This window comes from Achromobacter sp., assembly GCF_032113835.1.
GTDB lineage: Bacteria > Pseudomonadota > Gammaproteobacteria > Burkholderiales > Burkholderiaceae_B > Achromobacter.
Window position 1 is genome coordinate 1 of record NZ_DAMCTG010000023.1, and the last position, 25,731, is coordinate 25,731.

Genomic DNA, 25,731 nt, shown 5'->3' on the forward strand with positions numbered 1-25,731 from the left:
CCATGCAAAAACCCCCGAAGGTTGGATCAAAGTCCAACTTTCGGGGGTCAGTTCACTAGCGAGGGTTTTTTTCGTTGGGTCAGAGGCTGGCGCGGCGGCGGATCAGGTCGATGTAGGTGTCGCTGTCCAGCGGCGTGCCCAGGCGCTGCGCTTCCCAGACCACCTGTCCCAGGCATTCCATGATTTCGTGCGCGGCGTAGTGCGCGTCCGAGCGCGCGGTGAGCTGCTGGTAGGCCAGGCGGATGCCGGGCGGATGATCGATTGACAGCTGTTCCGCAATGGCCAGGTGCATGGACAGGTGCAGGAACGGATTGGTGCGGCCTTTTTCCACCGCGTACTCGGCCGTCATGGCGTCGGGGCTTTCGAGGTCCGCGTGGTATTCGGGGTGCTCGATGATCCAGTCCAGCGCGATCGCCTCCAGCGGGGTCAGGACCTCGTTGGCGCGATGCTTGCGCCAGGTGTCAATAAAGAATTCGCGGACTTGGTCGCGGGAGGGATTGAACATTCGGGAGGGGGCCAAAAGCAGGATGTAGTCGCATTATTTTACCGCCCCGTGCGGACCGCCGGTTTCGCCCGGGGCATTGCGATATAGAATGGGTTGCTATCCGCCATCCGGTGTGCGGTTCGCAGGAGGCGGTATAACCCGCGGAATCGGACGCTGTCCGATCCTGGCGCGTGCAGAAAAACCACCCGGAGCAAATGGAGCATTCATGTCCTACCAACATATCAAGGTTCCCGCCGGCGGCCAGAAGATTGCGGTCAACGCCGATTTCTCGCTGAATGTGCCTGACCAGCCCATCATCCCCTTCATCGAAGGCGATGGCACGGGCGCCGACATCACCCCCGTCATGATCAAGGTCGTCGACGCGGCGGTGCAGAAGGCCTACGGCGGCAAGCGCAAGATCCATTGGATGGAAGTCTATGCCGGCGAAAAGGCCACCAAGGTCTACGGTCCCGACGTGTGGCTGCCCGACGAAACCCTGGAAGTCGTCAAAGACTACGTGGTTTCCATCAAGGGCCCGCTGACCACCCCGGTCGGCGGCGGCATCCGGTCGCTGAACGTGGCGCTGCGCCAGCAGCTCGACCTGTATGTCTGCCTGCGTCCCGTGGCGTATTTCAAGGGTGTGCCGTCTCCGGTGCGCGAGCCCGAAAAGACCAACATGGTGATCTTCCGCGAGAACTCGGAAGACATCTACGCCGGCATCGAGTACATGGCCGAAAGCGAGCAGGCCAAGGAGCTGATCCAGTTCCTGCAGACCAAGCTCGGCGTCAAGAAGATCCGTTTCCCGAACACCTCGTCCATCGGCATCAAGCCGGTGTCGCGCGAAGGCACCGAGCGCCTGGTGCGCAAGGCCGCGCAGTACGTCATCGACAACGATCGCACGTCGCTGACGCTGGTGCACAAGGGCAACATCATGAAGTTCACCGAAGGCGGCTTCCGTGATTGGGGCTATGAGCTTCTGCAGAAGGAATTCGGCGCGCAGCTGATCGACGGCGGCCCGTGGTGCAAGTTCAAGAATCCCAAGACCGGCCGCGAAATCATCGTCAAGGACGTGATCGCCGACGCGTTCCTGCAGCAGATCCTGCTGCGTCCGGCCGAATACGACGTCATCGCCACGCTGAACCTGAACGGCGACTACATCTCCGACGCGCTGGCCGCGCAGGTGGGCGGCATCGGCATTGCGCCGGGCGCCAACATGTCCGATTCCGTGGCCATGTTCGAAGCCACCCACGGCACGGCGCCCAAGTATGCCGGCAAGGACTATGTGAACCCCGGTTCCGAAATCCTGTCGGCCGAAATGATGCTGCGTCACATGGGCTGGACCGAAGCCGCCGATCTGATCATCTCCAGCATGGAAAAGTCGATCCAGTCCAAGAAGGTCACGTACGACTTTGCTCGCTTGCTGGAAGGCGCGACGCAGGTGTCGTGCTCGGGCTTCGGTCAGGTGATGATCGAAAACATGTAAGACCCGGCCAGGATCCGCGCTAGGCTGCCCGCCGCGCGCCTGGGTCTTGATCCTGTTTTTGTGCAAAACCCGCCCGCCGTCATGGCGGGCGGGTTTTGTCTAACCACCAGCATGATGCGCGTTGCACGTGCCTTGTTCTTTCCAGGTTGATTGTTGTGCTTCAAATGTATGTAAAACCGGCCGCCTGGCTGGTGCTGCTCATGCCTGCGCTGGCGTTGACCAGCCCCGTGGGCGGTCCCGTCGTGCTTTACCTGAGTGCATTGATTGCGCTGACGGCCATTGCCGTCAATGCGGTGAAGCGCTACGAGTCCATGGATTTCCGCGCGCTCTGGCCCATGGCGCTGGCGCTCCTGCTGCCGCTGGCCTGTATGCTGATCACGTCTTCCGTGAAAGGCGTGTGGAGCAATTCCGAACTCGAAAAACTGCTTCGCTTTGCGTTGGCGCTGCCCGTGCTGTGGCTGCTGCTGCGCGCGCCGCAGCGGCTCCTTCGCCATATCGAATGGACGGTATTGGCCGGCGCGCTTGCGGGTTCCATTCTGCTGATCACGACAATGCTCACGGGCGGCCGTGGCGCGGTGGTCGACGTGGGCGCGCGCTATAACGCCGTGGGCTTTGCCAACATGGTGCTGCTGTTGGGCGGCATGACGCTGCTGTCGCTGGGCTGGGGGCCGGGTTCGCGCTGGCCGCGCCTGGAAACTGGCCTGAAGATCCTGGCCGCTGCGCTGGCCGTCTGCGCGACCTGGATGTCCGAAACCCGCAGCAGCTGGATGCTGCTGCCCATACTGGGTCTCGTGTTCCTGCTGGGGCTGCGCAACTGGCAGCGGCGCCACAAGGTGCTCTGCGCCCTCGCCGTGAGCGTGGCGCTGGTCGCCAGCGCAGCGGCCATCTGGACATTCAGCAGCCGCATGCAGGAGATCTCCCACGACGTCGAGGGGTTCGCCACCTCGTCCAACCGTGACACCTCCTTCGGCATCCGGCTGCAACTGTGGCATGCGTCGATTCTGATGTTCGAAAAGAGTCCTGTCGTGGGCATCGGTCCCAGCAAATTCCGTGAGGAACTGCGTGTGCTGCAAGGGCAGGGCATCGTGACGCAGGAAGTCGTCGACGGATTCGGCGAGCCGCACAACGATTTGCTGGCCGCGCTGGCAGGGTATGGCGTGCTTGGCCTCCTGAGCATGTTGACGCTGTATCTGTTGCCGGCAGCCATCTTCTTCCGGCGCTCGTCCAGTGATGACCGCGTGATTCGCGTCGGCGCTCAGATGGGTCTCCTGTTCTGCCTGAGCTATTGCGCCTTCAGCCTGACCGAGATGATGTTCCGCAACATGCGCAGCGTCCCTACCTACGGGCTGATCGTGGTGACGCTGATTGCGCTGACCACGGTGCGACCGGCGCGCAAGGTTCCGCCAACGTCCCGGTCCGTGGCTTGAAACCGCGCGGGCGCAGTCCCGCGATCGGGCGCCAGAAAAAACGCAAGGTGCGACGCGCCTTGCGTTTTTTTTATCTGGTTTGAGCTAGATCAAAGTGACTAGTCAAATCGAATTCAAACGAAGTTTGAAATAGTATGCTCGTCGACCAGATTACATAAAACGTCACATCCAGCTAGATATTGTTTCGAATGGGTGGCGTATGAAAGAGCGTCGATGAGAAATTCCAGCTTGCGTAGGGAACTGTTGTGGTTCGTGTTTGCCATTGGCGCCGCCGTCCTGGCGCTGGGGGCGTGGGACGCCTGGCAGCGCCGCGCGGAGATGGTGGACGACCGCAAGACGGAGCTGCGTCATGTCCTGGACATGGCCGAAGGCATTGTTCGTGGCGGCAAGCTGCGCGTGCGCGAAGGCGTGCCGCTGGCGGACGCCAAGCGCGACGTCGCGCGCCAGCTCTCGCAACTGCGGTATGGCGAGGACGGCTATGTGGGCGCATTTGGCGACGACTACGATCTGCTGGTGCATCCCGACGCGAAGCTGGTCGGCACGAACGTCCGTGCCACGCGCGACAGCGGTGGGCAGCCGCTCTTTGAAAACCTCCTTGCGCAAGGCAAGGCGGGCGGCGGCTATGTGCGCTACCAGTTTCCGCGCCCGGGTTCCGAGGACCCGTTGCCCAAGCTGACCTATGCGGCCTACGACGCGGAATGGGGCTGGCTGATGTTCACGGGCCTGTACATGGATGACGTCGATGCGGCGTTCTACGGCACGCTGTGGCGGCAGGGCAGCGTGACGCTGGTGCTGCTTGCGCTGGTGCTGGCGGCGGCGCTGCGCTTTTTCAGCACGCACATCCTGCGGCCGCTCAACGAGGCGGTGACCGTGTGCGAGCGCGTGGCCAACGGCGACCTGTCCAGCGGCATTTCGCGCCATCACCGGGGCGAGATCGGCCGCCTGTTCGACGCCATGGCGCGGATGCAGCAGCGGCTGGACGCGGCGGTGCGCAGCATCGTGCATTCCACGGCATCCATCGCGGCCGCGTCGCGCCAGATTGCTGCCGGCAGCGTGGACCTGTCCGATCGGACCGAAAGGCAGGCCGCCGCGTTGGAACAGACTGCGGCAAGCGTGGAAGAGATCACCGCCACCGCCCGCCAGAGCGCCGAGCACGTGCGCGAGGTCAGCGGGCTGGCCGGCGAGGCCGCGCGTCTGGCGCGGCAGGGCAGCGACGAGACGCAGCATGCCATCGACGCGATGCGCGAGATCTCGCAGAGTTCGCAGCGCATCGGCGAGATCATCGGCCTGATCGACGTGATCGCGTTCCAGACCAACATCCTGGCGCTGAACGCCGCCGTCGAAGCCGCACGGGCGGGCGAACAGGGGCGCGGCTTTGCCGTCGTGGCCGGCGAAGTGCGGGCGTTGGCGCAGCGGTCCGCCACCGCCGCCAAGGAGATCAAGACGCTGATCGAAGCGTCGTCCGAATCCGTGGCGCGCGGCAGCCAGCGGGTGGAACAGGCGAGCGCCACGATGGGCAGCGTGCTGGAATCGGCGGCGACCAGCGCGCCGCTGATGAGCGAGATCGCCACGGCGTCCGGCGAACAGAGTGCCGGAATCGAACAGATCAACCAGACCGTGACGCATCTGGACGAGGCGACCCAGCAGAACGCTGCGCTGGTTGAGGAGTTTGCGGCGTCTGCTGCCGCGCTTCACGGTCAGGCGGGCGACCTGGCCCGCGCCGTGTCGATCTTCAGGCTGTCTGCAGCCGGTCAGCCGATGCCGGGATAAGGCTCATGGCCCGCCGCAGTTTCGCGCCCAGGTCGCGGCTGGCGGGCATCATGGGCATGCGCAGCTCGTCGGCGATGAGGCCCTGAATGGCCAGCGCGCGCTTGACAGGGGCGGGGTTGGGCTCGCTGAACAGCAACCGGATCAGGGGGCGCAACGGCTCGAAGCAGTCGCGCGCGGCCTCGATGTGACCGGCTTGTGCAAGCTGCATCAGCTCGACAAAGCGCTCCGGAAACAGGTGCGCGGCGGCTGGAATCGCGCCGCGCCCGCCCGCCAGGAAGTGGTCCAGCAAGGCCAGGTCCTCGCCGCAGAGCGCATTGAGCTTGCCGCGCGCATTCAATGCGGCCAGTACGGCGGGATTGCATTCCTTGACCGCCCCGAAATTGGGCAGCGCCGCCAGCGCTTCCATGGTTTCGACCGTCATGGCGACGCCCGTGCGCTTGGGGATGTTGTACAGAATGATGGGCCGCTCGGTGGCCCACGCGATCTGCCGGTAATGCCACAGGATGCCGGCCTGTGACGGTCCCAGATAGTACGGCGGGGGCACCAGGTAACCGGCGGGCGCGTAGCGGTCCAGCCGGCGTACCGCGGCGGCCACGCCCCGCGTGTCGACGCCGCCCACGCCCAGGACCAGCGGCAGCGCGTGCGCGTCGCTGGCGATGGCTTCGATCATGTCGGTCTTCTCGGGCATGCTGAGCAGATTGCCCTCGCCGGTGGAGCCGAAGAGGACCAGTCCGGCGATGCCGGCGTTGCGGTAGTAGCGGGCCAGCGCCTGGGCGGCGTCCAGATCCACGTGGCCGCCGCGGATGGGCGTCACCATCGGCAGCCACAAGCCTTCGAAGGCGGGTTTTGCAAGGGCGTCCATGGCTCATCGCTCCGTGATTGCGGCGGCCGGGCGCGCCGGACCGAATTCGGCGCAGGGCAGGCCGCGCATGATCGTGGCCATCATGGCGTCCAGTTCGCCGCGCTCGCACTGCAGCTCGAGCGTGCTCTGGGCGTGCGCGTGGTCGACCGACAGCAGGTAGACCCCGATGCGATCGCCCAGTGCGCGATGCAGGGCCAGCCGCACGTTCAAGGCGTCCAGCGTATCGATGCGCACGGTCAGCGCGATCAGGCTGCATTGCGGCTGCGGCGCGGGCTGGGCAGCAAGGGTGGCGTCGATATGGGCTTGGCGGCGGTACGGTCGGGGAATCATGGCGTTGGGGGCGGGGCCGAAGACGGCGACCCGCGTATCCGGTGGTTGACGACGATTCCACTATAGGAACGGCGCCGTAAATCCTGCCGATAAATGCGGGCGCGCGGTGTAAAAACGGCGTCAACGGCCGCGGCCGTTCAGAACGTCTTGCTCAGCGACAGGAGGCCCGTGGCGCGGCCCATGTCACGGCCGCGCGTGTTGGTGTAGACCGCGCGGTCGGCGTTGGTGTCCAGATAGGCCAGCGAGACCGACAGCCCCTGGCCGAAGTCTTTGGTGACGCCCAGTTTCCAGTCGGTGTAGGAGCCGTTGCTGACGTTGCGCACGATCTGGCGGCCCACGTGGGCGTTGACGACGAGGCCCCAGACGCCGGTATCGAAGTTGCCGGACAGGTCGAAGTACTGGCTGTACTTGCTGTCGGCAAAGCCGAACAGGTTGGTCAGCGCGAGGGAATACTTGAACATCACCGGACCGTAGCCGATGCCGGCGTAGAGCTCGGTCGTGTCGGGGCTGGTGTAGCCGGACGGATAATCGCCCGGGTAGTAATACTGCAGCACGCCCAGGTCCACGGGCACGTTGTCCGTGAGATTGCCCTTGTAGCCGCCGTAAAAGTCCATTTCGACGGGCGCGGACACGTCGCTGTTGCTGTCGTTCAGCCAGCTGATGCTGGAATTCCAGTTGCCCAGGTAGAAGCCGCTGGCGTGCGTGAGATCGAAGCCGCCCTGGATGGCGGGCTTGTTGTCGGTCTGCATGAGGCCGCGATAGCGGTACTGGCTGGCGAGCGTGACGTTGGCCGTCAGCGAGTACGGCGATGCGGCGTCGGCGGCGTTGGGGGCGTCTGCGGCCTGCGCCATGGGAATGAGGGAAAGCAGCGACAGCGCGGCGAGGGTGTTGCGGGGCATGTGGAGCCTCCTGGTGTTGAGCGGACCGCAACAATAGGAGGATCGGCATAAAGCGCGAGACAAGACTCGCGCCCTGCGCGTAAAGGGCGTATCAAAAAGTGCGTATCAAATCGCGCTTATCAAATCGCGCTTATCAAATCGCGCTTATCAAAAGCGGCGCGCGGTCAGCCCGCGAAGCGGTATCCCACGCCGATCTCCGTCAGCAGGAACACCGGCTGCGCCGGGTCGGCCTCGAGCTTCTGGCGCAGATGGCCCATGTAGATGCGCAGATAGTGATTGCTTTCGACGTGGGACGGGCCCCACACCTGCCGAAGCAGCTCGCGGTGCGTCATGACCTTGCCGCGATGAGCCAGCAGCGCGGCAAGCAGACGGTATTCCATGGCGGTCAGGTGCACGTGCTGGCCCGCACGTTCGACCACGCGCCGCGAGAAGTCCACGCGCACGTCGCCAAACACGATCTCGGCCGCGTTGCCCGCGCCGCCTCGGCCATGCCGGCGCAGCAGCACGCGCAGGCGCGCCAGCAGCTCGCTCACGCCGAAAGGCTTGGCCAGGTAATCGTCGGCGCCCGCGTCCAGCGCCGCGACCTTGTCGGCTTCGGCGCTGCGCGCGGACAGCACCAGCACCGGCACCTCGGTCCAGCCGCGCAGCTCGCGGATCAGCGTCATGCCGTCGTCGTCGGGCAGGCCCAGGTCGAGCACGATGGCGTCGGGCTGGCGGGTGCCGGCCTCGATCAGGCCGCGTTTGACCGTGTCGGCTTCGTGCACCACGCAGCCTTCGCTTTCCAGCGCCTGGCGGACGAACCGCCGGATGTTGGCGTCGTCTTCGATGATGAGGACTATGGGCTGAAAATCGAACATGGCGCGGACTCAGGCGGTTTCGGGTTGGATCTGGGGCGGGGCGCCCAGCGGCAGGCTGAAGACGAACTGCGCGCCGCTGGCCTGGCCTGGCGCGTGCTCGACCCAGATGCGGCCGTGATGGGCGGCGACGATGGCTTCGCACACCGCCAGGCCCAGGCCGACGCCGGGCGTGGCGGACTCGCGTTCGCCGCGCGTGAATTTTTCGAAGATGCGGCGTTCGGCGCCCGGCGCGACGCCGGGACCGTTGTCGGCGATGGCCACGCGCATCTCGGCCTTGTGCATTTCCGCCGTTTGCGTGCCGTCTTCATGCACGAAGGCATGGATGCGCAGCGTGCTGCCGGCCGGCGTGTACTTGGCCGCATTCTCCAGCAGGTTGCACAGCACGCGCTCGATCAGCACGCCGTCGCACTCCACCAGCGGCAGCGCCGACAGAGGCGCAACGTCGATCTTGTGGCCCGCCAGCGGTTCGCGCATGGCGGCCAGTGCTGCGCCGACCAGCTCTTCGACGGATTGCCACTCCATGCGCAGCGGCGCGTCGCGGCTTTGCAGCCGCGCCATGTCCAGCAGGTTGACGACCAGCGCGTGCATGCGCTGCGCCTGATCGCGCATGGCGCGCACGGTGTCCTGCATGTCGGCGGGCAGCGCGTGCTGCTGGCGCATCAGCGTATCGGTCATGCCGACCAAGCTGGTCAGCGGCGTGCGCAGGTCGTGCGACACCGCGGCAAGCAGCGAGTTGCGCAGCTTTTCGGATTCCATGCTGACCACGGCCTGCTGCGCCACCTCGACGTAATGCAGGCGCTCGAGCGCAATGGCGATCAGGGTAGCGTAGGCCTCGATCTGGCGGCGCGTGTCGGGATGCGCGTAGAGACTGCGGCGCGGCGCTTCCAGCACCAGCACGCCCCGCGTGCGCATGGGCGCCTTGAGCGGCAGGTACAGCAGTTCGCTGTTTGACAGGGTGGCGGTGCCTGCGCCGGCGGGCTGGCCGTGGTCGTAGACCCACTGCGCCAGCGCCGATTCCGGCGCGGGCGTATCGCCGCTGGAGGGCGAGGCGAGCTTCAGGCGATCGTCCAGTCCCAGGATGTAGAGCGAGCAGCGCGCGCCAAACGTGGCATGCACGAACGAGCCGGCCAACGCGACGATCTGCTCGGGCAGCAGGGCGGACGACAGTTCGCGCGCGAACTCGTACAGGCTGCGCGCGTCGGCCTCGCGCTTGACCGAGGCCTGCGCCTGCAGCCGCAGGCCGGCGGTCAACTGGCCGATCAGCAGCCCCACGCCCAGCAGCACGCCGAAGGTCAGCAGGTACTGCACATCGGACACCGCGAACGACGACAGCGGCTGCACGAAGAAGAAGTCGAACAGTCCGACGCTGACCACGGACGCCAGCGCGGCCGGCCCACGGCCATGACGCAAAGCCACCGCGGCCACCGCCAGCAAAAAGAGCATGACGATGTTGGTCTGGTGCAGCGTCGGGAAGGCAAGCGCCGACAGCGCCGTGGCCACGGCGCAATAGCACAGCGCCCACGCATAGCCCGCCAGCGGCCGCGCGCCGCGGTCGTCATCTGAAGGGCGGGCGCGGCGGCCGAGCGTGAACGGGTCGCGACCCGGCGGCGCCTGCGCGGGCAAGGGCGGCGCGCCCAGCCGGATGATGTCGATCTCCGGGCAACCAGCGGCCAGCATGTCGGCAAAGCTGTGGCGCCGCCACAGCCATCCCGGCGACATGACGGCGGTGAGCAGGGCGGTCAGCGACAGCCGCAGCCGCTGCCAGCCGCCCGCGCGGGTGCGCCCCACGATCGCCTTGGTGATGTTGTGGCGGCGCACGTAGCGGACGACGGCGTCGACCATGTCGCCGCCCGCCAGCGTCTCGGTGCGCGCGCCCAGCGCGTCCGCCAGCGCCAGGCTGTGCTGCAGCCGTTCGATCTCGGCGGCGGCGGGCGGGGCGGCGCGCGGCGTGTCGATGGTGACGACGTGCAGATCGCAATCGAGCTGCTGGCTCATGCGATGGGCGCTGCGGATCACGTATTCGGCGTCGGTATCGGAGCCGACGCAGGCGACGATGGCTTCGCGCGTGCGCCACACCGGCTCGATGGCGCGGTCGCGACGATAGGCCTGCACGTCGTCGTCCACGTGCTCGGCGGTGCGGCGCAGCGCCAGCTCACGCAGCGCGATGAGATTGCCCTTGCGAAAGAAATTGCGGGCCGCGTGGCGGGCCTGTTCAGGCAGGTAGACCTTGCCCTCCTTCAGGCGGCGCAGCAGTTCGTCGGCCGATAGATCGACCAGCATGACCTCGTCGGCCGCGTCGAACACGTCGTCGGGCACCGTTTCCCAGACGCGCACGCCGGTGATGCTGCCGACGGCTTCGTTCAGGCTGTCCAGGTGCTGCACGTTCAGCGTCGTCCAGACGTCGATTCCGGCCGCCAGCAGTTCCTGGATGTCCTGCCAGCGCTTGGCGTGGCGCGAACCTGGGGCGTTGGAATGGGCCAGCTCATCGACCAGCACGAGGGCGGGGCGGCGCAGCAGGGCGCCGTCGAGGTCGAATTCCTTGAGCGTGTGGCCGCGGTAGGCCACGTCCTTGAGCGGCAGGACCGGCAGGCCGTCGAGCAGCGTCGCGGTCTCGCGGCGGCCGTGGGTTTCCACGATGCCGGCGAGCACGTCCGTGCCCTGCGCCGCCTGCGCGCGCGCCGCGGCCAGCATGGCGTAGGTCTTGCCCACGCCGGCCGACGACCCGAAGTACACGCGCAGCTTGCCGCGCACCGCCTGGCGCTCGGCGTCGTCCAGGGTTTTCAAGAGCGCGTCCGGATCGGGACGCTCGCCAGCGATGTCAGCCATGAACGCGCGATGAAGGGGAGGAAACGGCTGGCAATACTATACGCCGCCGCATCAGCGCGCCACGCGCAGCTTGTCCAGCGCCAGGTTCAGCGTCAGCACGTTGACCACGGGTTCGCCCAGCGCGCCAAGCCACGGGGCGGCGGTATGGGCCCGGATCAGCGCATCGACCTCGCCGCGCGGCAGATTGCGGGCGCGCGCCACGCGGTCGGCCTGGTACGCCGCGGCCGCCGGACTGATGTGCGGATCCAGTCCGCTGCCCGACGCGGTGATCAGGTCGACCGGAACGGGCGCCGCATTGTCCGGATCGGCCGTCTTCAGGGCCGCGATGCGCGCTTCGATGGCCTCGGCCAACGCGGGGTTGCGCGGGCCGAGATTCGAGCCGCCGGATGCCGCCGCGTTGTACGGCATGGGCGCCGTGGCCGACGGGCGGCCCCAGAAGTATTGCGGCGATGTGAACGATTGGCCGATCCATTCCGAGCCGATCACCTTGCCGTCCTGCTCGATCAACGAGCCGGCGGCCTGGTGCGGAAACACGGCGGATGCGATGCCGGTGGTCAGGAACGGATATGCCAGGCCGGTGATGAGCGACAGCGCGGCGAAGAGGGTCAGCGCGGGGCGCAGGAGGCCGCCTTGGCGCGGCGTGGAGGTTGCGGTGGTCATGAGAAATTCCTTTGCATTGAGGGGCTGGGGTGGCGTCAGGCCTTACGCCCAGCCCAGCGCGGCCAGCACCATGTCGACCAGCTTGATGCCGGCAAATGGCACCAGGAGGCCGCCCAGGCCGTAGATGAGGAGGTTGCGGCGCAGGAGCACCGAAGCGCCCAGCGGGCGGTAGCGCACGCCCTTCAAGGCCAGCGGGATCAGCACCACGATGATCAGCGCATTGAAGATCACCGCCGACAGGATCGCCGAGGACGGCGTGGACAGCCCCATGATGTTCAGCACGTCGAGCTGCGGATAGACCGTGGCGAAGGCGGCGGGGATGATGGCGAAGTATTTGGCGACGTCGTTGGCCACGCTGAACGTGGTCAGCGCGCCGCGCGTCATCAGCATCTGTTTGCCGATCTCGACGATCTCGATGAGCTTGGTCGGGTTGGAATCCAGGTCCACCATGTTGCCGGCTTCCTTGGCGGCCTGCGTGCCCGAGTTCATTGCCACCGCCACGTCGGCCTGCGCCAGCGCGGGCGCGTCGTTGGTGCCGTCGCCCGTCATGGCGACCAGGCGGCCTTCCGACTGGTAGTTGCGGATGAGCTTGAGCTTGGCCTCGGGCGTGGCTTCGGCCAGGAAGTCGTCCACGCCCGCTTCGGCCGCGATGGACGCGGCGGTCAGCTTGTTGTCGCCGGTGATCATCACGGTCTTGATGCCCATGCGGCGCAATTCGGCAAAGCGCGACTGGATGCCGGGCTTGACGATGTCCTTGAGCTCGACGACGCCCAGCGCGCGGTTGCCGTCGCTGACCATCAGCGGCGTGCTGCCGCGGCGGGCCACGTCTTCGGCCAGGCGCAGAGCCTCGCCCGGCACGGCGGCGCCTTGCGCGGCAAGCCACGCCTGGATCGCGTCGACCGCGCCCTTGCGGATCTGGCGTTCGCCCAGGTCGACGCCGCTCATGCGCGACTGCGCGGTGAACGGCACGAATTCGATGCCGGTCATGCGCGGGGCGGGCGCATGGATGGCCTTGTCCGCCAGCGCCACGATGCTGCGGCCCTCCGGCGTCTCGTCGGCCAGCGACGCGAGGCGCGCGGCGTCCGCCAGTTCGCGCGGGGACACGCCGGGTGCGGGCAGGAAGGTGGAGGCCTGGCGGTTACCGAAGGTGATGGTGCCGGTCTTGTCCAGCAGCAGCACGTCGACGTCGCCTGCGGCTTCGACCGCGCGGCCCGACGTGGCGATCACGTTGGCGCTCATCATGCGGCTCATGCCCGCCACGCCGATGGCGGACAGGAGGCCGCCGATGGTCGTGGGGATCAGGCAGACCAGCAGCGCGACCAGCACGGTCACCGTGACCGCCGCGCCGCCGCCGGCCGCCGAGACGGCGTACAGCGAGAAGGGCATCAGCGTGACGACGACCAGCAGGAAGACCACGGTCAGACCCACCAGCAGAATGGTCAGCGCAAGCTCGTTGGGCGTCTTCTGGCGTTTGGCGCCTTCAACCATCGAGATCATGCGGTCCAGGAAGCTCTCGCCGGGATCGGCGGCGATGCGCACGAAGATCCAGTCCGACAGCACGCGCGTGCCGCCGGTGACGGACGAGAAGTCGCCGCCCGACTCGCGGATGACGGGCGCGGACTCGCCGGTGATGGCGCTTTCATCGACCGAGGCCACGCCGGCGATGACCTGGCCGTCGCCTGGCACCGTGTCGCCGGCTTCGACCAGCACGACGTCGCCGCGGCGCAGCAGGCCCGACGGCTGGCTGACTGCCTGGCCGCGCCATTGCGCGGGGTCGGCGTCTGCCGCATCGGCGTCGCGAAAGCCCTTGAGCAGGCGCGCGTCGATGGTGGTGCGCAGGCCGCGCAGCGTGGCCGCCTGCTGCTTGCCGCGGCCTTCGGCCAGCGCTTCGGCGAAGTTGGCGAACAGCACGGTGAACCACAGCCACACGGTGATTGCCAGGATGAATCCCGGCGGCGCCTCGGCTTGGCCGCGCAGGGCCATGATCCACAGCACGGTGGTGAGCAGGCTGCCCACGTAGACCACGAACATCACGGGGTTCTTGAGCTGCGCGGCGGGCGACAGCTTGCGCAGGCTGTCGACGATGGCGGGGCCGACCAGCGCGCGGGACCACATGCCGAAGGCGGGGGACGTGTCAGGCCGAGCCGCGACAGGTTGCGCTGCCGCAGCGGGCGACCGGGCAGCGCTGCCGCCCGAGCCGGTGGTTTCCATTTCAATCTTGGCCATGTTCTTTCCTAGCCTGTTGCGTCAAGGTTGCAGGTGTTCCGCGACTGGGCCGAGGGCCAGTGCGGGCACATAGGTGAGGGCGCCGACCAGCAGCACCGCGCCGATCAGCAGCGTCACGAAGAGCGGGCCCGTGGTGGGCATGCTGCCGGGCCCGGCGGGCAGCCGGCGCTTGGCGGCCAGCGAACCGGCCATGGCCAGCACGGCCACGATCACGGCGAACCGGCCGAACCACATCGCGATGCCCAGCAGCACGTTGTAGAAGGGCGTGTTGGCCGACAGGCCGGCGAAGGCGCTGCCGTTGTTGTTGGCGGCCGACGAGAGCGCGTAGAGGATTTCCGAAAAGCCGTGGATGCCCGGATTGAGCACGCCGGCCTGGCCCGCCGTCACGGACACGGCCAGCGCCGTGCCGCCCAGCACGAGCAGCGGGGTGGCCAGGATGACGATGGACACCATCTTCATGTCGAAGGCCTCGATCTTCTTGCCCAGGTATTCGGGCGTGCGTCCGATCATCAGCCCGGCGATGAAGACGCCCAGGATCGCGAAGGCCAACATGCCGTACAGCCCCGAGCCGACGCCGCCGTACACCACTTCGCCCAGCTGCATCAGCAGCATCGGCGACAGGCCGCCCATTGCCGACAGCGAGTCGTGCATGCCGTTCACCGCGCCGCAGGAGGCTGCGGTGGTGACCGTCGCAAACAGCGAGGTGGCGGCAATGCCGAAGCGTGTTTCCTTGCCTTCCATGTTGCCGCCGGGTGTGACCACGCCGGCCTGGACGGCCATCGGGTTGGGCTGCTGCTCAAAGTACGCGGTGGACAGCGCGAAGACGGCAAACAGCGCAGTCATCGCCGCCAGGATCGCGATGCCCTGGCGCCGGCTGCCCACCATCTCGCCGAAGGTGAAGCACAGGGCGGCGGGGATGGCCAGGATCGCCAGCATCTGCAGGAAGTTCGACAGGGGCGTGGCGTTCTCAAAGGGGTGCGCCGAGTTGGCGTTGAAAAAGCCGCCGCCGTTGGTGCCCAGCAGCTTGATCGCTTCCTGCGACGCCACCGGTCCCATGGCAATCGTCTGCGTGCGCGTGGTGACCGGGTCGGTGACCGCTGCGCCGGCTGCATCCAGCACGGGCTGGCCCTGCGCGTCCAGGCGCGGCGCGTCGTACTGCAACGCTTCGACCGTTTGCACTTCCTGGTAAGCGCTGAAGTTCTGGATCACTCCCTGGCTGACCAGCGTCACGGCCAGGACGAGCGACAGGGGCAGCAGCACATACAGCGTGCAGCGGACCATGTCGGCCCAGAAGTTGCCCACCGTGGCGGAGCAGTGCCGCGCCAGTCCGCGGATCAGGGCGAACAGCACGGCAATGCCGGTGGCCGCCGACACGAAGTTCTGCACCGTCAGCGCCAGCATCTGCGTCAGGTAGCTCATCGTGGATTCGCCGGCGTAGCCCTGCCAGTTGGTGTTGGCGACGAAGCTGATGGCGGTGTTCAGTGCTGAATCGGGCGACACGGCGCCCAGGCCCGCGGGGTTCAGCGGCAACAGCCCCTGCACGCGCTGCAGCGCATAGACGGCGGCAATGCCCACCACGTTGAATATCAGCACGGCGGCGGCATAACGCTTCCACCCCATCTCCGCCTGCGGGTCGATGCCCGCCAGCCGGTAGATGCCGCGCTCGATCGGCCGGCCCCAGGCGGTCAGCCGGGATCGGCCGTCTTCCATGGCGATGCGGATGTAGCGGCCCAGGATGGGCGCGATCGCAAGCAGGACTGCCAGGTACAGGACCAGCAGCCCGACGAATTCGGGGGTCATCAGAATTTCTCCGGTTTGAACAGCGCGACCAGCAGGTACACGAACAGGAATGCGGCCGTCAGGCCGCTCAGCCAGTAGAGCCAGTTCATGGCTGGTCTCCGGCGGACAAGGCGTCGCAGAACCGGACAAGGGCCCAGGTCAGCCCGGCCATCACGATGAAGATGGCGCTATAGATGAGATCCACGTTTTTTCTCCCCGGGAGGCTTGCTCCCTTCGAACAGGCCTGCGCGGCAGAAAGCGGATGCGCGCCGGGCAGGCGAGGTGACCATTCAGGACACCGGCAGGTTACGGAGCAGGGGGTAAAAACGGGGTATAGCTTGGCGGGCGGGGTGTAAACGGCGCGTAAAGATGCGCTGAGATACTGGCGCACCATGCCCGGAATCGGGCATGCTTCGCTGCACGGACGTGAACGGCGGCGCCATCCGTCATGGTCACTATCTGAGCAGCGCTCAAGAATTAGGGCGTCGGATGGGCGGTTTGGGACGAAAAATCCCAATATTTAGTACGACGACCCCAAAATGCACTTATATGGTGCATGGAATATGTAAATGAATGCTCCGTCTTAGGGCATTCCCCTAGTGTGGCATTCCCGCATCTGGTGCAGAATCTCTTCCCATGCAGGTGAGGAGACAAAGCCCTGCATGGGCAAATACCGGCGGCACCGGTACATAAAAAAAGTAAAGCAGTACTCAAAAAAAGCAAACGCACAACGGCTGGCACCAGGAAGTGCCAGCCGTTGTCGCATAAAAAGCCGGCAAATCAAGCTTCAGGGCTTTTCAAGCGCTGCGTTTGGCGATATTCAGATGGGATCTGCTTATCCACGCTATGCCGCAAACGCGCCTTACTCCGTCCCGGACATCCATCACGCCTTACTGGCGCCGCAACCTGCGGCTGATCGTTCTGCTGCTCGCCGTCTGGGCGGCGCTGACGTTCATCCCCTCGTACTTCGCACGCAGCCTCTCCTTCGATTTCATCGGTTGGCCCTTCGCCTTCTGGATGGCCGCCTATGGCGCTCCGCTGGCCTACCTGATCATCATCGCCGTCTACGCCCGGGTCATGAATCGCGCTGATGAGCGCGCCGACGAAACCGGGGAGCAGTCCTGATGCCGTTTTTCAGCGGAGATACGCCCCAGGAATTCCGCATCCGCCTGCGGCGCATCTATGTGCTGTACACGGCCGGCTTCGCGCTGATGATCCTGCTGATGGCGCTGGCCGAGATACTGGGCATGCCGCGCAATTGGATCGGCTACGTGTTCCTGCTGGTCACCGTCAGCCTGTACGCCGGCATCGGCATCGTCTGCCGCACCTCGGACCAGGTCGAATACTACGTCGCGGGCCGGCGCGTGCCGGCCATCTACAACGGCATGGCCACGGCGGCGGACTGGATGTCGGTGGCGTCCTTCATCGGCGTGGCGGGCACGCTGTACCTGACCGGCTACGGCGGGCTGGCCTACATCATGGGCTGGACGGGCGGGTACGTGCTGGTGGCGATGCTGCTGGCGCCGTACCTGCGGCGCTTTGGCCAATACACCATCCCCGATTTCATGGGCGCGCGCTACGGCGGCAACCTGCCGCGGCTGGCGGGCGTGGCCTGCGCCATTCTCTGTTCGTTCACCTATCTGGTTGCGCAGATCTACGGCGTGGGCATCATCACCACACGCATGACGGGCATTTCATTCGAGCTGGGCATCTTCGTGGCGCTGGGCGGGATGCTGGTCTGTTCGTTCCTGGGCGGCATGCGGGCCGTGACATGGACGCAGGTGGGGCAGTACATCATCCTGGTCATCGCCTACCTTGTGCCGGTGATCTGGCTGTCGGTCAAACACACCCACATGCCGTTGCCGCAGTTGTCGGGCGGGGCGGTGCTGCAGCAGGTGACCGAAAAAGAGGTCTACCTGCAAAACGATCCCTCCGAGATCGAGGTGCGCAGGATCTGGCAGCAGCGCGCCGACGAAATGGGGCGCCGCCTGCAGGCGCTGCCCGAGTCCTGGACGCTGGAAAAGGACAAGTTGCGCAGCCGGCTGGCCCAGTTGAACGCGGGCGATGCGCCCATGGTCGAGATCCGGTCGGCCGAACGCGAACTGGCCGCCTATCCGCCCACCATCGAGGATGCGAGCGCCACATGGTCGCAGGCCAAGGCGACCTTCGAGGCCCGGGCCGCGCCGCCCACCCCGCATGCCGAACCGTTCCCCGCGAAGGACCCCGAGGAACGCAGCAACATGCGCATCAACTTCCTGGCGATGGTGCTGTGCCTGATGCTGGGCACCGCCGGCATGCCGCACATCCTGATGCGCTCCTACACGACGCCGTCCGTCATCGAGGCGCGCAAATCGGTGTGCTGGTCGCTGCTGTTCATCCTGCTGTTGTATTTCATGGCGCCCGCGCTGGCGCTGCTGGTCAAGTTCGAGATCTATACGCAGGTCGTCGGATCGAACTTCCTTAGCCTGCCGAATTGGGTGCACGCCTGGAGCGCGGTCGACACCAACCTGCTCGACGTCAGCGACATCAACCGCGACGGCGTCGTGCAGCTCAGCGAGATCAGCATGGGGGCGGACGTGGTGGTGCTGGCCATGCCCGAGATCGGCGGGCTTCCTTATGTGATTTCGGGGCTGGTCGCGGCAGGCGGACTGGCCGCGGCGTTGTCCACGGCCGACGGCCTGTTGCTGACGCTGTCCAATTCGCTGTCGCACGACATGTGGTATCGGGTCGTGTCGCCGCGGATGTCGGCGGCGCGCCGGGTGATGGTGTCCAAGATCCTGCTGCTGGTGGTGGCGTTTGGCGCGGCGTGGGTCGCGGCGCGCAAGCCCGCGGACATCCTGTTCATGGTGTCGGCCGCGTTTTCGTTCGCGGCCTCGTCGTTCTTTCCGGCCCTGGTCATGGGCGTGTTCTGGCGGCGGGCCAACAAGTGGGGCGCCACGCTCGGGATGGCGGCTGGGCTGGCCGTGACGTTCGCCTACATGACGCATACGCATCCGTGGCTGCGGGAGTCGGTGCTCGGCATCGCGCGCACGCAGCCGGTGGATCTGTGGTGGGGCATCCAGCCGATCGCGGCGGGCGTGTTCGGTGCGCCGGTGGCGTTCCTGACGATTGTGGTGGTGTCGCTGCTGACGCCGCCGCCTGACCGGGCCACGCTGGCGCTGGTGGATTACCTGCGCAACCCGGACGCGCGGCATCCGCAGCCGGACAACACCTAGGGCGGAGGGCAGGCGGCCGGGCGGCGGTTTTCGGGATCGGCGCAGGCTGCCCACGCGGCCTCGGGCATCGCCTGCAGCAGCGTCAGGATCTGACCCGGCGCCCATAGCCACTGCACACCGCCGGGCGCGCGGCCCGCTGCCGTCCAGATGCGCCGGCGAGCGTCGGCGCTCAGGTCGAAGCGGCCATTGGCGCCGCTGTTGCCGCTGGCCAGCACAGACGACGGATCGCGCTTGGCGTCGTAGACATCGGCGTCGCCGCGCGGCTGCACGATGGCCCAGTCGTAGTGGTACGAGTCCAGCGACGGCGGCGTCCAGCCGGGGCCGGGCAACACCAGGATCGGGTGTTCGCCCTGGACGGCGCGGTACGGCAATGCGGCCTGCACGCCGAGGCCGTCTTCGGTTTCACGGACCGGCCGCAGGTAGCGTCGGGCGGCCTGGCCCTTGGCGTCATGCACGATGACCTCGTTCGCCTCGCCGGTTTCGGGCGAATGACGGATGGTCCGCAGCAGGCGGCCCGCGGCGTCATGCACGTAACGCACCTGCGGACGCGTGGCGCCGTCGCAGGCGCCGTCGGCCAGTTCTGCCAGCCAGCCGTTGGCGTCATGGCGAAGGCAACGCCGGACCGGGCGATTCTGGCGGCCGTCCCAGGCGCGGGAGTGGAGGTCGTAACCGGTCAATCTGCCGGCCGCGTCGTAGCGAAAGCGTGTTTCGTTGTCAGGCGGCGGCAGCGCGGGTCCCGGATTGGAGCGCGCCTCGTCCACCGCACGCGGGCTGTATTGGGCGATGCCGCAAAGATGCTGGCGGCCGTCCGCGCCACGCTCGAAACGCAGCAGGGTGGCGCCGATATGCGCGCCGGGCTCGGCCGCATAGACGGACCAGTCCACGTGTTCGGCCCAGATGACCGGCGTGGCGCGCGGGCCATCTGGCACCTGGACAGGAGGCAGCCAGCTCCGGATGCGGGAACCGTCCTTGGCCAGCAGCGTGTTGGTGTCGTCGAGCCGGACGTCGGCGACGACGGTCAGCTTTTCACTCGCGGCGGCGAGCGGCTGGCACAGGGCCAGGGCGAGCCCGGGCGCCGCGGACAGCGCGGCCAGGACCAGCACGCGCAGGACGCAATCAGTTCGCGGCATTGTGCAGCCACGCGACAAGACCCCACAGCTCGGCGCTGACGCCGCCCAGCCGCAAGGCCCCGTCGCGGGACTCCATCAGCAGGAAGGGATAGGCATTGCGTTCGAGCTTTCCGGCGGGCGGCAGCCGGTAAGGGGTGAAGTGGCCGGACGACAGCAGGTATGTGTTGGTCATGTCGCCCACGTCCACATGCAGATACCAGACGGTCAGATCCGTGCCCTTGAACGCGGCATCGGCTTCCGGATAGCTGCCGCCTTGGCCCGCGGGAATGCCGCTGGACAGCACGCCCATGAAGACCGGGCGCGGTCCGTACTGCGGGCGGTATTCGCCATCGCCGTTGCGGCGGGTGAAGGCCTGCCGGATGAAGCCGGCGGCTCGCGAGCCGGGCACCACGGACTTTTCGAACAGGGCGTCGAGCTGCGCGTCGTTCAACGGGCTGCGCGCGGCGGCCAGCCGGTCCATGTCCTGCGTGAAGACGGCCAGCCAGGTCCGGTAGCGCTTGAGCTCGGCCGCGCGGTCAAAATCCTGGGCGGATGCGCTGCCGGCGAAAAACCAGGCCAGGCACAGGCAGGCGGCAAGCGCGCGGCGCAGGAGGCCCTGCGCCAGGAAGCCCTGCGCCAGGAAGCCCTGCGCCAGGAAGCCTTGCCGGAGAACCGCGGCCATGGCGGTCAATGCGAGACGGATTTGGAAAAGACGTTCATCACCACCACGCCGGCGATGATGAGGCCGATGCCGATGAGCGCCGGCGTGTCCAGGTGCTGCTTGAACAGCACCGCGCCCACGATGGAGATCAGCACGATGCCCACGCCGGACCAGATCGCGTAGGCAATGCCCACGGGGATCTCGCGCAGGGTCAGCGACAGGAAATAGAACGAGATCAGGTAGCCGAAGACGGTGATGACGGACGGCACGAGCCGCGTGAATCCTTCGGAACCCTTGAGCGCGCTGGTGGCGAAGATCTCGGCGACGATCGCCACGCCCAGGTAGAGCCATTTCATTTGCGCGGGCCCTCGGACTGCCGCAGCAGCACCAGCAGGGCGCCGGCGCCGCCTTCGCGTTCGGGCGCCTCGGAAAACGCCATGACCTCGGCCTTCTGGACCAGCCACGTGCGCGCCTTGTCCTTCAGGACCGGCTCCAGGCCTTCGGAGTTGTAACCCTTGCCGTGCACGATGCGCACGCAGCGGATGCCGTGTTCCTGGCATTCGTCCAGGAACGACAGCAAGGCATGGCGCGCCTGTTCGACGCGCAGCCCGTGCAGGTCGAGTTCAGCCCCGGCGCGCCATTGTCCGCGGCGCAGGTTGCGCGCGGTGTCGGGCGCCACGTCGCCGCGCACGAAGGCGGTGCCGCCTTCGGACAGCAGATGCGTGATCTCGCCGCCGTCCGAGACGCCGGCATCGGCGCGGTTGGGCGTTTCGCCCAGCGCGTTGGCGCGGCGCAGGGCGGGCGCGGGTTCGGCGACGGGCTTGTGCGCGACGCGCTCCGTGTGCCGGATCGGCGTGACGGATTTCATCGAACGCTTGAACGCCGCCAGATCGTCCTCGGGGGGCGATGCCGCGCGCGCCGGCGCTGCCGCCGCCCGTTGCGGGGCGAGGGCGGCGCGTTCGCGTTCTTCCTGCAGGTCTTTCTTCAGGCGTTTCAGGTCGGCCACGCCGACCTTATTGCCCCGCATTCTCCAACCACCGTTGGGCGTCCAGGGCGGCCATGCAGCCCGTGCCGGCGCTGGTGATGGCCTGGCGGTAGACGTGATCCTGGACGTCGCCGGCGGCAAACACGCCAGGCACCGAGGTCATGGTGGCCATGCCGGACAGGCCGCTCTTGGTGACGATGTAGCCGTCCTTCATTTCGAGCTGGCCCTGGAAGATTTCCGTGTTGGGCTGGTGGCCGATGGCGATGAACGCGCCGGTGACGGCCATGTCTTCGGTCGCGCCGGTGTCCACGTGGCGAACACGCACGCCGGTCACGCCGCTGTCGTCGCCCAGCACTTCTTCCAGCGTGTGGAAGACCTTGAGCTCCATGTTGCCGTTTTCGACCTTGCTCATGAGCTTGTCGACCAGGATCGGCTCGGCGCGGAACTTGTCGCGGCGGTGGATCAGGGTGACCTTGCGGCAGATGTTGGACAGGTACAGGGCTTCTTCGACGGCGGTGTTGCCGCCGCCCACCACCACCACGTCCTGGTTGCGGTAGAAGAAACCGTCGCAAGTGGCGCAGCCGGACACGCCGCGGCCCATGAAGGACTGTTCGGACGGCAGGCCCAGGTACTTGGCCGAGGCGCCGGTCGCGATGATCAGGGCGTCGCAGGTGTAGATCTTGCCGGTGTCGCCGGTCAAGGTGAAGGGGCGCTTGGACAGGTCGACCTTGGCGATGTGGTCGAACAGCATTTCCGTGTTGAAGCGTTCGGCGTGTTTCTGGAAGCGCTGCATCAGGTCAGGACCCTGCACGCCATCCGCGTCGGCCGGCCAATTGTCGACATCCGTGGTGGTCATGAGCTGGCCGCCTTGGGCCAAACCTGTAACAAGAACAGGGTTCAGATTGGCGCGTGCCGCATAGACGGCCGCCGTGTAACCGGCGGGGCCGGAACCGAGTATCAAAACTTTAGCGTGCGTAGGCGTGGACATGGGCAGGTATCTTTAGGGTAACGCCCAATTATAATGAGCCGCATGCCGCGTATCTCGACTGCTTCTCCGCGCGCCTCGCGCAACACCCGCAACGGACCTTCGCCGCTGCAAACGCGCATTTCCGCGTTGCTGCGCGAAGCCCGCTGGATCCTCTTTGCCGCCCTGGCGGCCTGGCTCACCCTGGTGCTCGCCACCTGGAGCGCGTCCGACCCTGGCTGGTCGCACTCGGTTCCAGGCGATGTCGTGCGCAACCAGGGGGGACGCCTGGGCGCCTATCTGGCCGACATCCTCCTCTATCTATTCGGTTTTTCCGCCTGGTGGTGGGTCATCCTGCTGCTGCACCGCGTGCGCGCCGGCTACCGGCGGCTGGCCGCGCAGCTGCGCGTGGCCAATAGCAAACAGCCCGAAGTGCTGCCGCGCGTCCACTGGGAAGAGGGCATCGGCTTCTTCCTGCTGATGGTGGGCTCGCTGGGAATGGAAGCCCTGCGCCTGGCCAGCCGCGGCACACACCTGCCCGGCGCCTCGGAAACGGCCAGCGGCGCCGGCGGGGTCATCGGCCAGATGCTGGCCGGCCTGATCGGCAGCAGCATCGGCTTTACCGGCGCCACGCTGGCCTTTCTGGTCATGCTGGCCATCGGGCTCAGCCTGTTCTTCTCGTTCTCGTGGTTGGCGGTGGCCGAGCGTGTCGGTTCCTGGCTGGAAGGGCTGGTCCGCAAGATGCGCAATTCCTACACCGCGCGCCAGGACCGCAAGGTCGGCGAAGTCGCCAAGGCCGTGCGCACCGAACAGGTCGTGGCCAAGCAGGAAAAGCTGGTGCACGAGCAGCCGGTGCGTATTGAACCGGCCATCACCGTGGTGCCCAAGTCCGAGCGCGTCGAAAAGGAAAAGCAGCAATCGCTGTTCTTCCCACCCACGGGCGGCGCAGAAGGCGATCTGCCGGCCATCAGCCTGCTCGATCCGCCCCTGAACAATCAGGAAACCGTCTCGGCCGAGACCATCGAGTTCACCTCGCGCCTGATCGAAAAGAAGCTGGCCGACTTCGGCGTGTCGGTCACCGTCGTCGCGGCGCAGGCCGGTCCTGTCATCACCCGCTACGAGATCGAACCGGCCACCGGCGTGAAGGGTAGCCAGATCGTCAACCTGGCCAAGGATCTGGCGCGCGCGCTCAGCCTGGTCAGCATCCGCGTGGTCGAAACGATTCCCGGCAAGAACCTGATGGGCCTGGAACTGCCCAATCCGCGCCGCCAGATGGTGCGCCTGTCCGAGATCCTTGGGTCGCAGACCTATCACGCCAGCCATTCCGTGGTGACCATGGCGCTGGGCAAGGACATCGCCGGCAACCCGGTGGTGGCCGACCTGGCCAAGATGCCTCACCTGCTGGTGGCGGGCACGACCGGTTCAGGCAAGTCGGTCGGGATCAACGCCATGATCCTGTCGCTGCTGTACAAGGCCGACGCCTCGCACACCCGCCTGATCCTGATCGACCCCAAGATGCTCGAAATGAGCGTCTACGAAGGCATCCCGCATTTGCTGGCGCCGGTCGTCACGGACATGCGGCACGCTTCCAACGCCCTGAACTGGTGCGTCGGCGAAATGGAAAAGCGCTATCGCCTGATGAGCAAGATGGGCGTGCGCAACCTGGCCGGCTACAACACCAAGATCCGCGACGCGATCAAGCGCGAAGAGCCCATCCCCAATCCGTTCTCGCTGACGCCGGACCAGCCCGAGCCGCTGTCGCCGCTGCCGACCATCGTGGTCGTCATCGACGAGCTGGCCGACCTGATGATGGTCGTCGGCAAGAAGATCGAAGAACTCATCGCCCGACTGGCGCAGAAAGCGCGCGCAGCCGGCATCCACCTCATCCTGGCCACGCAGCGCCCCAGCGTGGACGTGATCACCGGCCTGATCAAGGCCAACATTCCGACCCGCATCGCGTTCCAGGTGTCGTCCAAGATCGACTCGCGCACCATTCTTGACCAGATGGGCGCGGAAACCCTGCTGGGTCAGGGCGACATGCTGTACATGCCGCCGGGCACCGGTCTGCCGGTGCGCGTGCACGGCGCGTTCTGCAGCGACGACGAAGTTCACCGCGTGGTCGAGAGCCTGAAGGCGCAGGGCGAGCCCAACTACGTCGAAGGTCTGCTGGAAGGCGGCCTGGACGGCGACGGCGCCGAGGGCGCCAGCAGCGTCACGGGCATCGGCGGCGACGCCGAATCCGACCCGATGTACGACCAGGCCTGCGAAGTTGTGCTCAAGCACCGCCGCGCGTCGATCTCGCTGGTACAGCGTCACCTGCGCATTGGTTACAACCGTGCGGCTCGGTTACTCGAGCAGATGGAGCAATCGGGTATGGTGTCGGCGATGCAATCCAATGGGAACCGCGAGATCCTGGTTCCCGCAGCCGCCGCCCGAGAGGAAGCATGATGAAGACGTATCGAAGCCTGGCCGCCGTGGCGGTCCTGGCCCTGTCGCCGACCTTGGTGCTGGCCGCCAGCGCGCAGGAGCAATTGCGCGCTTTCGTGACCACGGTCACGTCGGCCACCGGGTCGTTCTCGCAGTACACGGTGAATGATCAGGGCCGTACGCAGCCCGCGCAGACCGGGGTGTTTTCTTTCCAGCGTCCGGGCAAGTTCAAGTGGGCGGTGCAAAAGCCCTATGAACAGCTGGTGATTTCCGACGGCCGTCAGGTGTTCCAGTTCGATCCGGACCTGGCGCAGGTTACGGAGCGCAAGGTCGACGCCGCCATCGGCACGTCGCCTGCGGCCATTCTCTTTGGTTCGGGATCGCTCGAGCAAAGCTTTGACGTGTCCGCGTTGCCCGCCAAGGACGGCGTGGACTGGCTGCGCGCCAAGCCGCGCACGGCCGACGCCGGTTTTTCGCGCGTGGATATCGGCATGAAGAACAATCTGCCGGTGCGCGTGGAACTGCTGGATTCGTTTGGTCAGACCACCCGCGTGGATCTGTCGGGCATCCAGGCCAATCCGCAACTGCCCGCCAAGGAATTCCAGTTCACCGCGCCCAAGGGCGTGGATGTGGTGAAGATGTAGAGGCGGATTGAATGCCGCTGCAATGCAGGATGCCCGGTGGAAACCGGGCATTTTTGTTTTGAATGCGGTGTCTGGCGGCGGCCGTGCAACGAACCCGGTGTCTGACACCCGTGTGAGACGGTC

General features: G+C 66.6%; 22 protein-coding genes. 7 read left to right on the plus strand and 15 right to left on the minus strand.

Annotation, left to right across the window (positions count from 1 at the left end):
* Positions 1-79: 79 nt before the first annotated feature.
* Positions 80-505 (minus strand): DUF1841 family protein, encoded by a 426-nt coding sequence (locus RT697_RS10875; RefSeq protein ID WP_313698809.1) that lies wholly within the window; start codon positions 503-505, stop codon positions 80-82.
* Positions 506-710: 205 nt separating this feature from the next.
* Between RT697_RS10875 and icd the strand changes: the two genes are divergently transcribed.
* The 3 genes from icd (at position 711) to RT697_RS10890 (ending at position 5,164) form a co-directional block, all read left to right on the plus strand.
* Complete coding sequence (icd, locus tag RT697_RS10880; protein WP_056568692.1) at positions 711-1,967, plus strand: NADP-dependent isocitrate dehydrogenase; 1,257 nt, start codon at positions 711-713, stop codon at positions 1,965-1,967.
* Between the two features lie 164 nt (positions 1,968-2,131).
* Positions 2,132-3,394, plus strand: a complete 1,263-nt coding sequence (locus RT697_RS10885; RefSeq protein ID WP_313698811.1) for an O-antigen ligase family protein — start codon at positions 2,132-2,134, stop codon at positions 3,392-3,394.
* Between the two features lie 228 nt (positions 3,395-3,622).
* Positions 3,623-5,164 carry a methyl-accepting chemotaxis protein gene (locus tag RT697_RS10890; protein ID WP_313698813.1) on the plus strand — a complete coding sequence of 514 codons (1,542 nt, stop codon included), beginning with the start codon at positions 3,623-3,625 and terminating at the stop codon, positions 5,162-5,164.
* Here the strand turns inward: RT697_RS10890 and RT697_RS10895 are convergent.
* The 9 genes from RT697_RS10895 to kdpF form a co-directional block, all read right to left on the minus strand.
* Positions 5,127-6,026 (minus strand): 4-hydroxy-tetrahydrodipicolinate synthase, encoded by a 900-nt coding sequence (locus RT697_RS10895; RefSeq protein WP_313698815.1) that lies wholly within the window; start codon positions 6,024-6,026, stop codon positions 5,127-5,129. The genes RT697_RS10890 and RT697_RS10895 overlap by 38 nt on opposite strands.
* Positions 6,027-6,029: 3 nt before the next feature.
* Positions 6,030-6,356 (minus strand): hypothetical protein, encoded by a 327-nt coding sequence (locus RT697_RS10900; protein ID WP_313698817.1) that lies wholly within the window; start codon positions 6,354-6,356, stop codon positions 6,030-6,032.
* A gap of 137 nt (positions 6,357-6,493) precedes the next feature.
* Complete coding sequence (locus RT697_RS10905; RefSeq protein ID WP_313698819.1) at positions 6,494-7,255, minus strand: TorF family putative porin; 762 nt, start codon at positions 7,253-7,255, stop codon at positions 6,494-6,496.
* Between the two features lie 164 nt (positions 7,256-7,419).
* Entirely contained in the window at positions 7,420-8,112 is a 693-nt protein-coding gene (kdpE, locus tag RT697_RS10910) for a two-component system response regulator KdpE (RefSeq protein WP_218344895.1), read from the minus strand.
* A gap of 9 nt (positions 8,113-8,121) precedes the next feature.
* A complete protein-coding gene (locus tag RT697_RS10915) occupies positions 8,122-10,938 on the minus strand; it encodes a sensor histidine kinase KdpD (protein ID WP_313698821.1) in 2,817 nt (938 codons plus the stop codon).
* Between the two features lie 51 nt (positions 10,939-10,989).
* Complete coding sequence (kdpC, locus tag RT697_RS10920; RefSeq protein WP_313698822.1) at positions 10,990-11,598, minus strand: potassium-transporting ATPase subunit KdpC; 609 nt, start codon at positions 11,596-11,598, stop codon at positions 10,990-10,992.
* A gap of 42 nt (positions 11,599-11,640) precedes the next feature.
* Positions 11,641-13,824 (minus strand): potassium-transporting ATPase subunit KdpB, encoded by a 2,184-nt coding sequence (gene kdpB, locus RT697_RS10925; RefSeq protein ID WP_313698824.1) that lies wholly within the window; start codon positions 13,822-13,824, stop codon positions 11,641-11,643.
* Between the two features lie 21 nt (positions 13,825-13,845).
* A complete protein-coding gene (gene kdpA / locus RT697_RS10930) occupies positions 13,846-15,624 on the minus strand; it encodes a potassium-transporting ATPase subunit KdpA (protein ID WP_313698826.1) in 1,779 nt (592 codons plus the stop codon).
* Positions 15,624-15,713, minus strand: a complete 90-nt coding sequence (gene kdpF, locus RT697_RS10935) for a K(+)-transporting ATPase subunit F (protein WP_175184142.1) — start codon at positions 15,711-15,713, stop codon at positions 15,624-15,626. Before kdpF ends, kdpA begins: the two co-directional genes overlap by 1 nt.
* Before the next feature lie 736 nt (positions 15,714-16,449).
* On the opposite strand from kdpF, the gene RT697_RS10940 reads away from it, so the two are divergent.
* Positions 16,450-16,728 carry a DUF4212 domain-containing protein gene (locus RT697_RS10940; RefSeq protein ID WP_313698827.1) on the plus strand — a complete coding sequence of 93 codons (279 nt, stop codon included), beginning with the start codon at positions 16,450-16,452 and terminating at the stop codon, positions 16,726-16,728.
* On the plus strand, positions 16,728-18,818 hold the full coding sequence (locus RT697_RS10945) for a sodium:solute symporter family protein (RefSeq protein ID WP_313698828.1): 2,091 nt from the start codon (positions 16,728-16,730) through the stop codon (positions 18,816-18,818). The genes RT697_RS10940 and RT697_RS10945 overlap by 1 nt, the downstream gene beginning before the upstream one ends.
* Here the strand turns inward: RT697_RS10945 and RT697_RS10950 are convergent.
* From RT697_RS10950 to trxB, 5 genes are read right to left on the minus strand one after another with little or no spacing between them, the layout of a single operon-like run.
* Positions 18,815-19,948, minus strand: coding sequence for a hypothetical protein (locus RT697_RS10950; protein ID WP_313698830.1), 1,134 nt, complete (start codon positions 19,946-19,948; stop codon positions 18,815-18,817). The two genes, RT697_RS10945 and RT697_RS10950, sit on opposite strands and share 4 nt — an antisense overlap.
* Complete coding sequence (locus tag RT697_RS10955; RefSeq protein WP_313698832.1) at positions 19,935-20,609, minus strand: hypothetical protein; 675 nt, start codon at positions 20,607-20,609, stop codon at positions 19,935-19,937. The genes RT697_RS10950 and RT697_RS10955 overlap by 14 nt, the downstream gene beginning before the upstream one ends.
* Before the next feature lie 5 nt (positions 20,610-20,614).
* Entirely contained in the window at positions 20,615-20,944 is a 330-nt protein-coding gene (locus tag RT697_RS10960; RefSeq protein WP_056568656.1) for a DMT family transporter, read from the minus strand.
* The gene (locus tag RT697_RS10965; RefSeq protein ID WP_313698833.1) at positions 20,941-21,615 is read right to left on the minus strand and encodes a Smr/MutS family protein; all 675 of its coding nucleotides are present in this window, start codon (positions 21,613-21,615) and stop codon (positions 20,941-20,943) included. The genes RT697_RS10960 and RT697_RS10965 overlap by 4 nt, the downstream gene beginning before the upstream one ends.
* The gene (gene trxB, locus RT697_RS10970; RefSeq protein WP_312437238.1) at positions 21,602-22,561 is read right to left on the minus strand and encodes a thioredoxin-disulfide reductase; all 960 of its coding nucleotides are present in this window, start codon (positions 22,559-22,561) and stop codon (positions 21,602-21,604) included. The genes RT697_RS10965 and trxB overlap by 14 nt, the downstream gene beginning before the upstream one ends.
* A 42-nt stretch (positions 22,562-22,603) precedes the next feature.
* Between trxB and RT697_RS10975 the strand changes: the two genes are divergently transcribed.
* The gene (locus tag RT697_RS10975; RefSeq protein ID WP_313698835.1) at positions 22,604-24,985 is read left to right on the plus strand and encodes a DNA translocase FtsK 4TM domain-containing protein; all 2,382 of its coding nucleotides are present in this window, start codon (positions 22,604-22,606) and stop codon (positions 24,983-24,985) included.
* Entirely contained in the window at positions 24,982-25,608 is a 627-nt protein-coding gene (gene lolA, locus RT697_RS10980) for an outer membrane lipoprotein chaperone LolA (protein ID WP_409517422.1), read from the plus strand. The genes RT697_RS10975 and lolA overlap by 4 nt, the downstream gene beginning before the upstream one ends.
* Positions 25,609-25,731 lie beyond the last annotated feature (123 nt).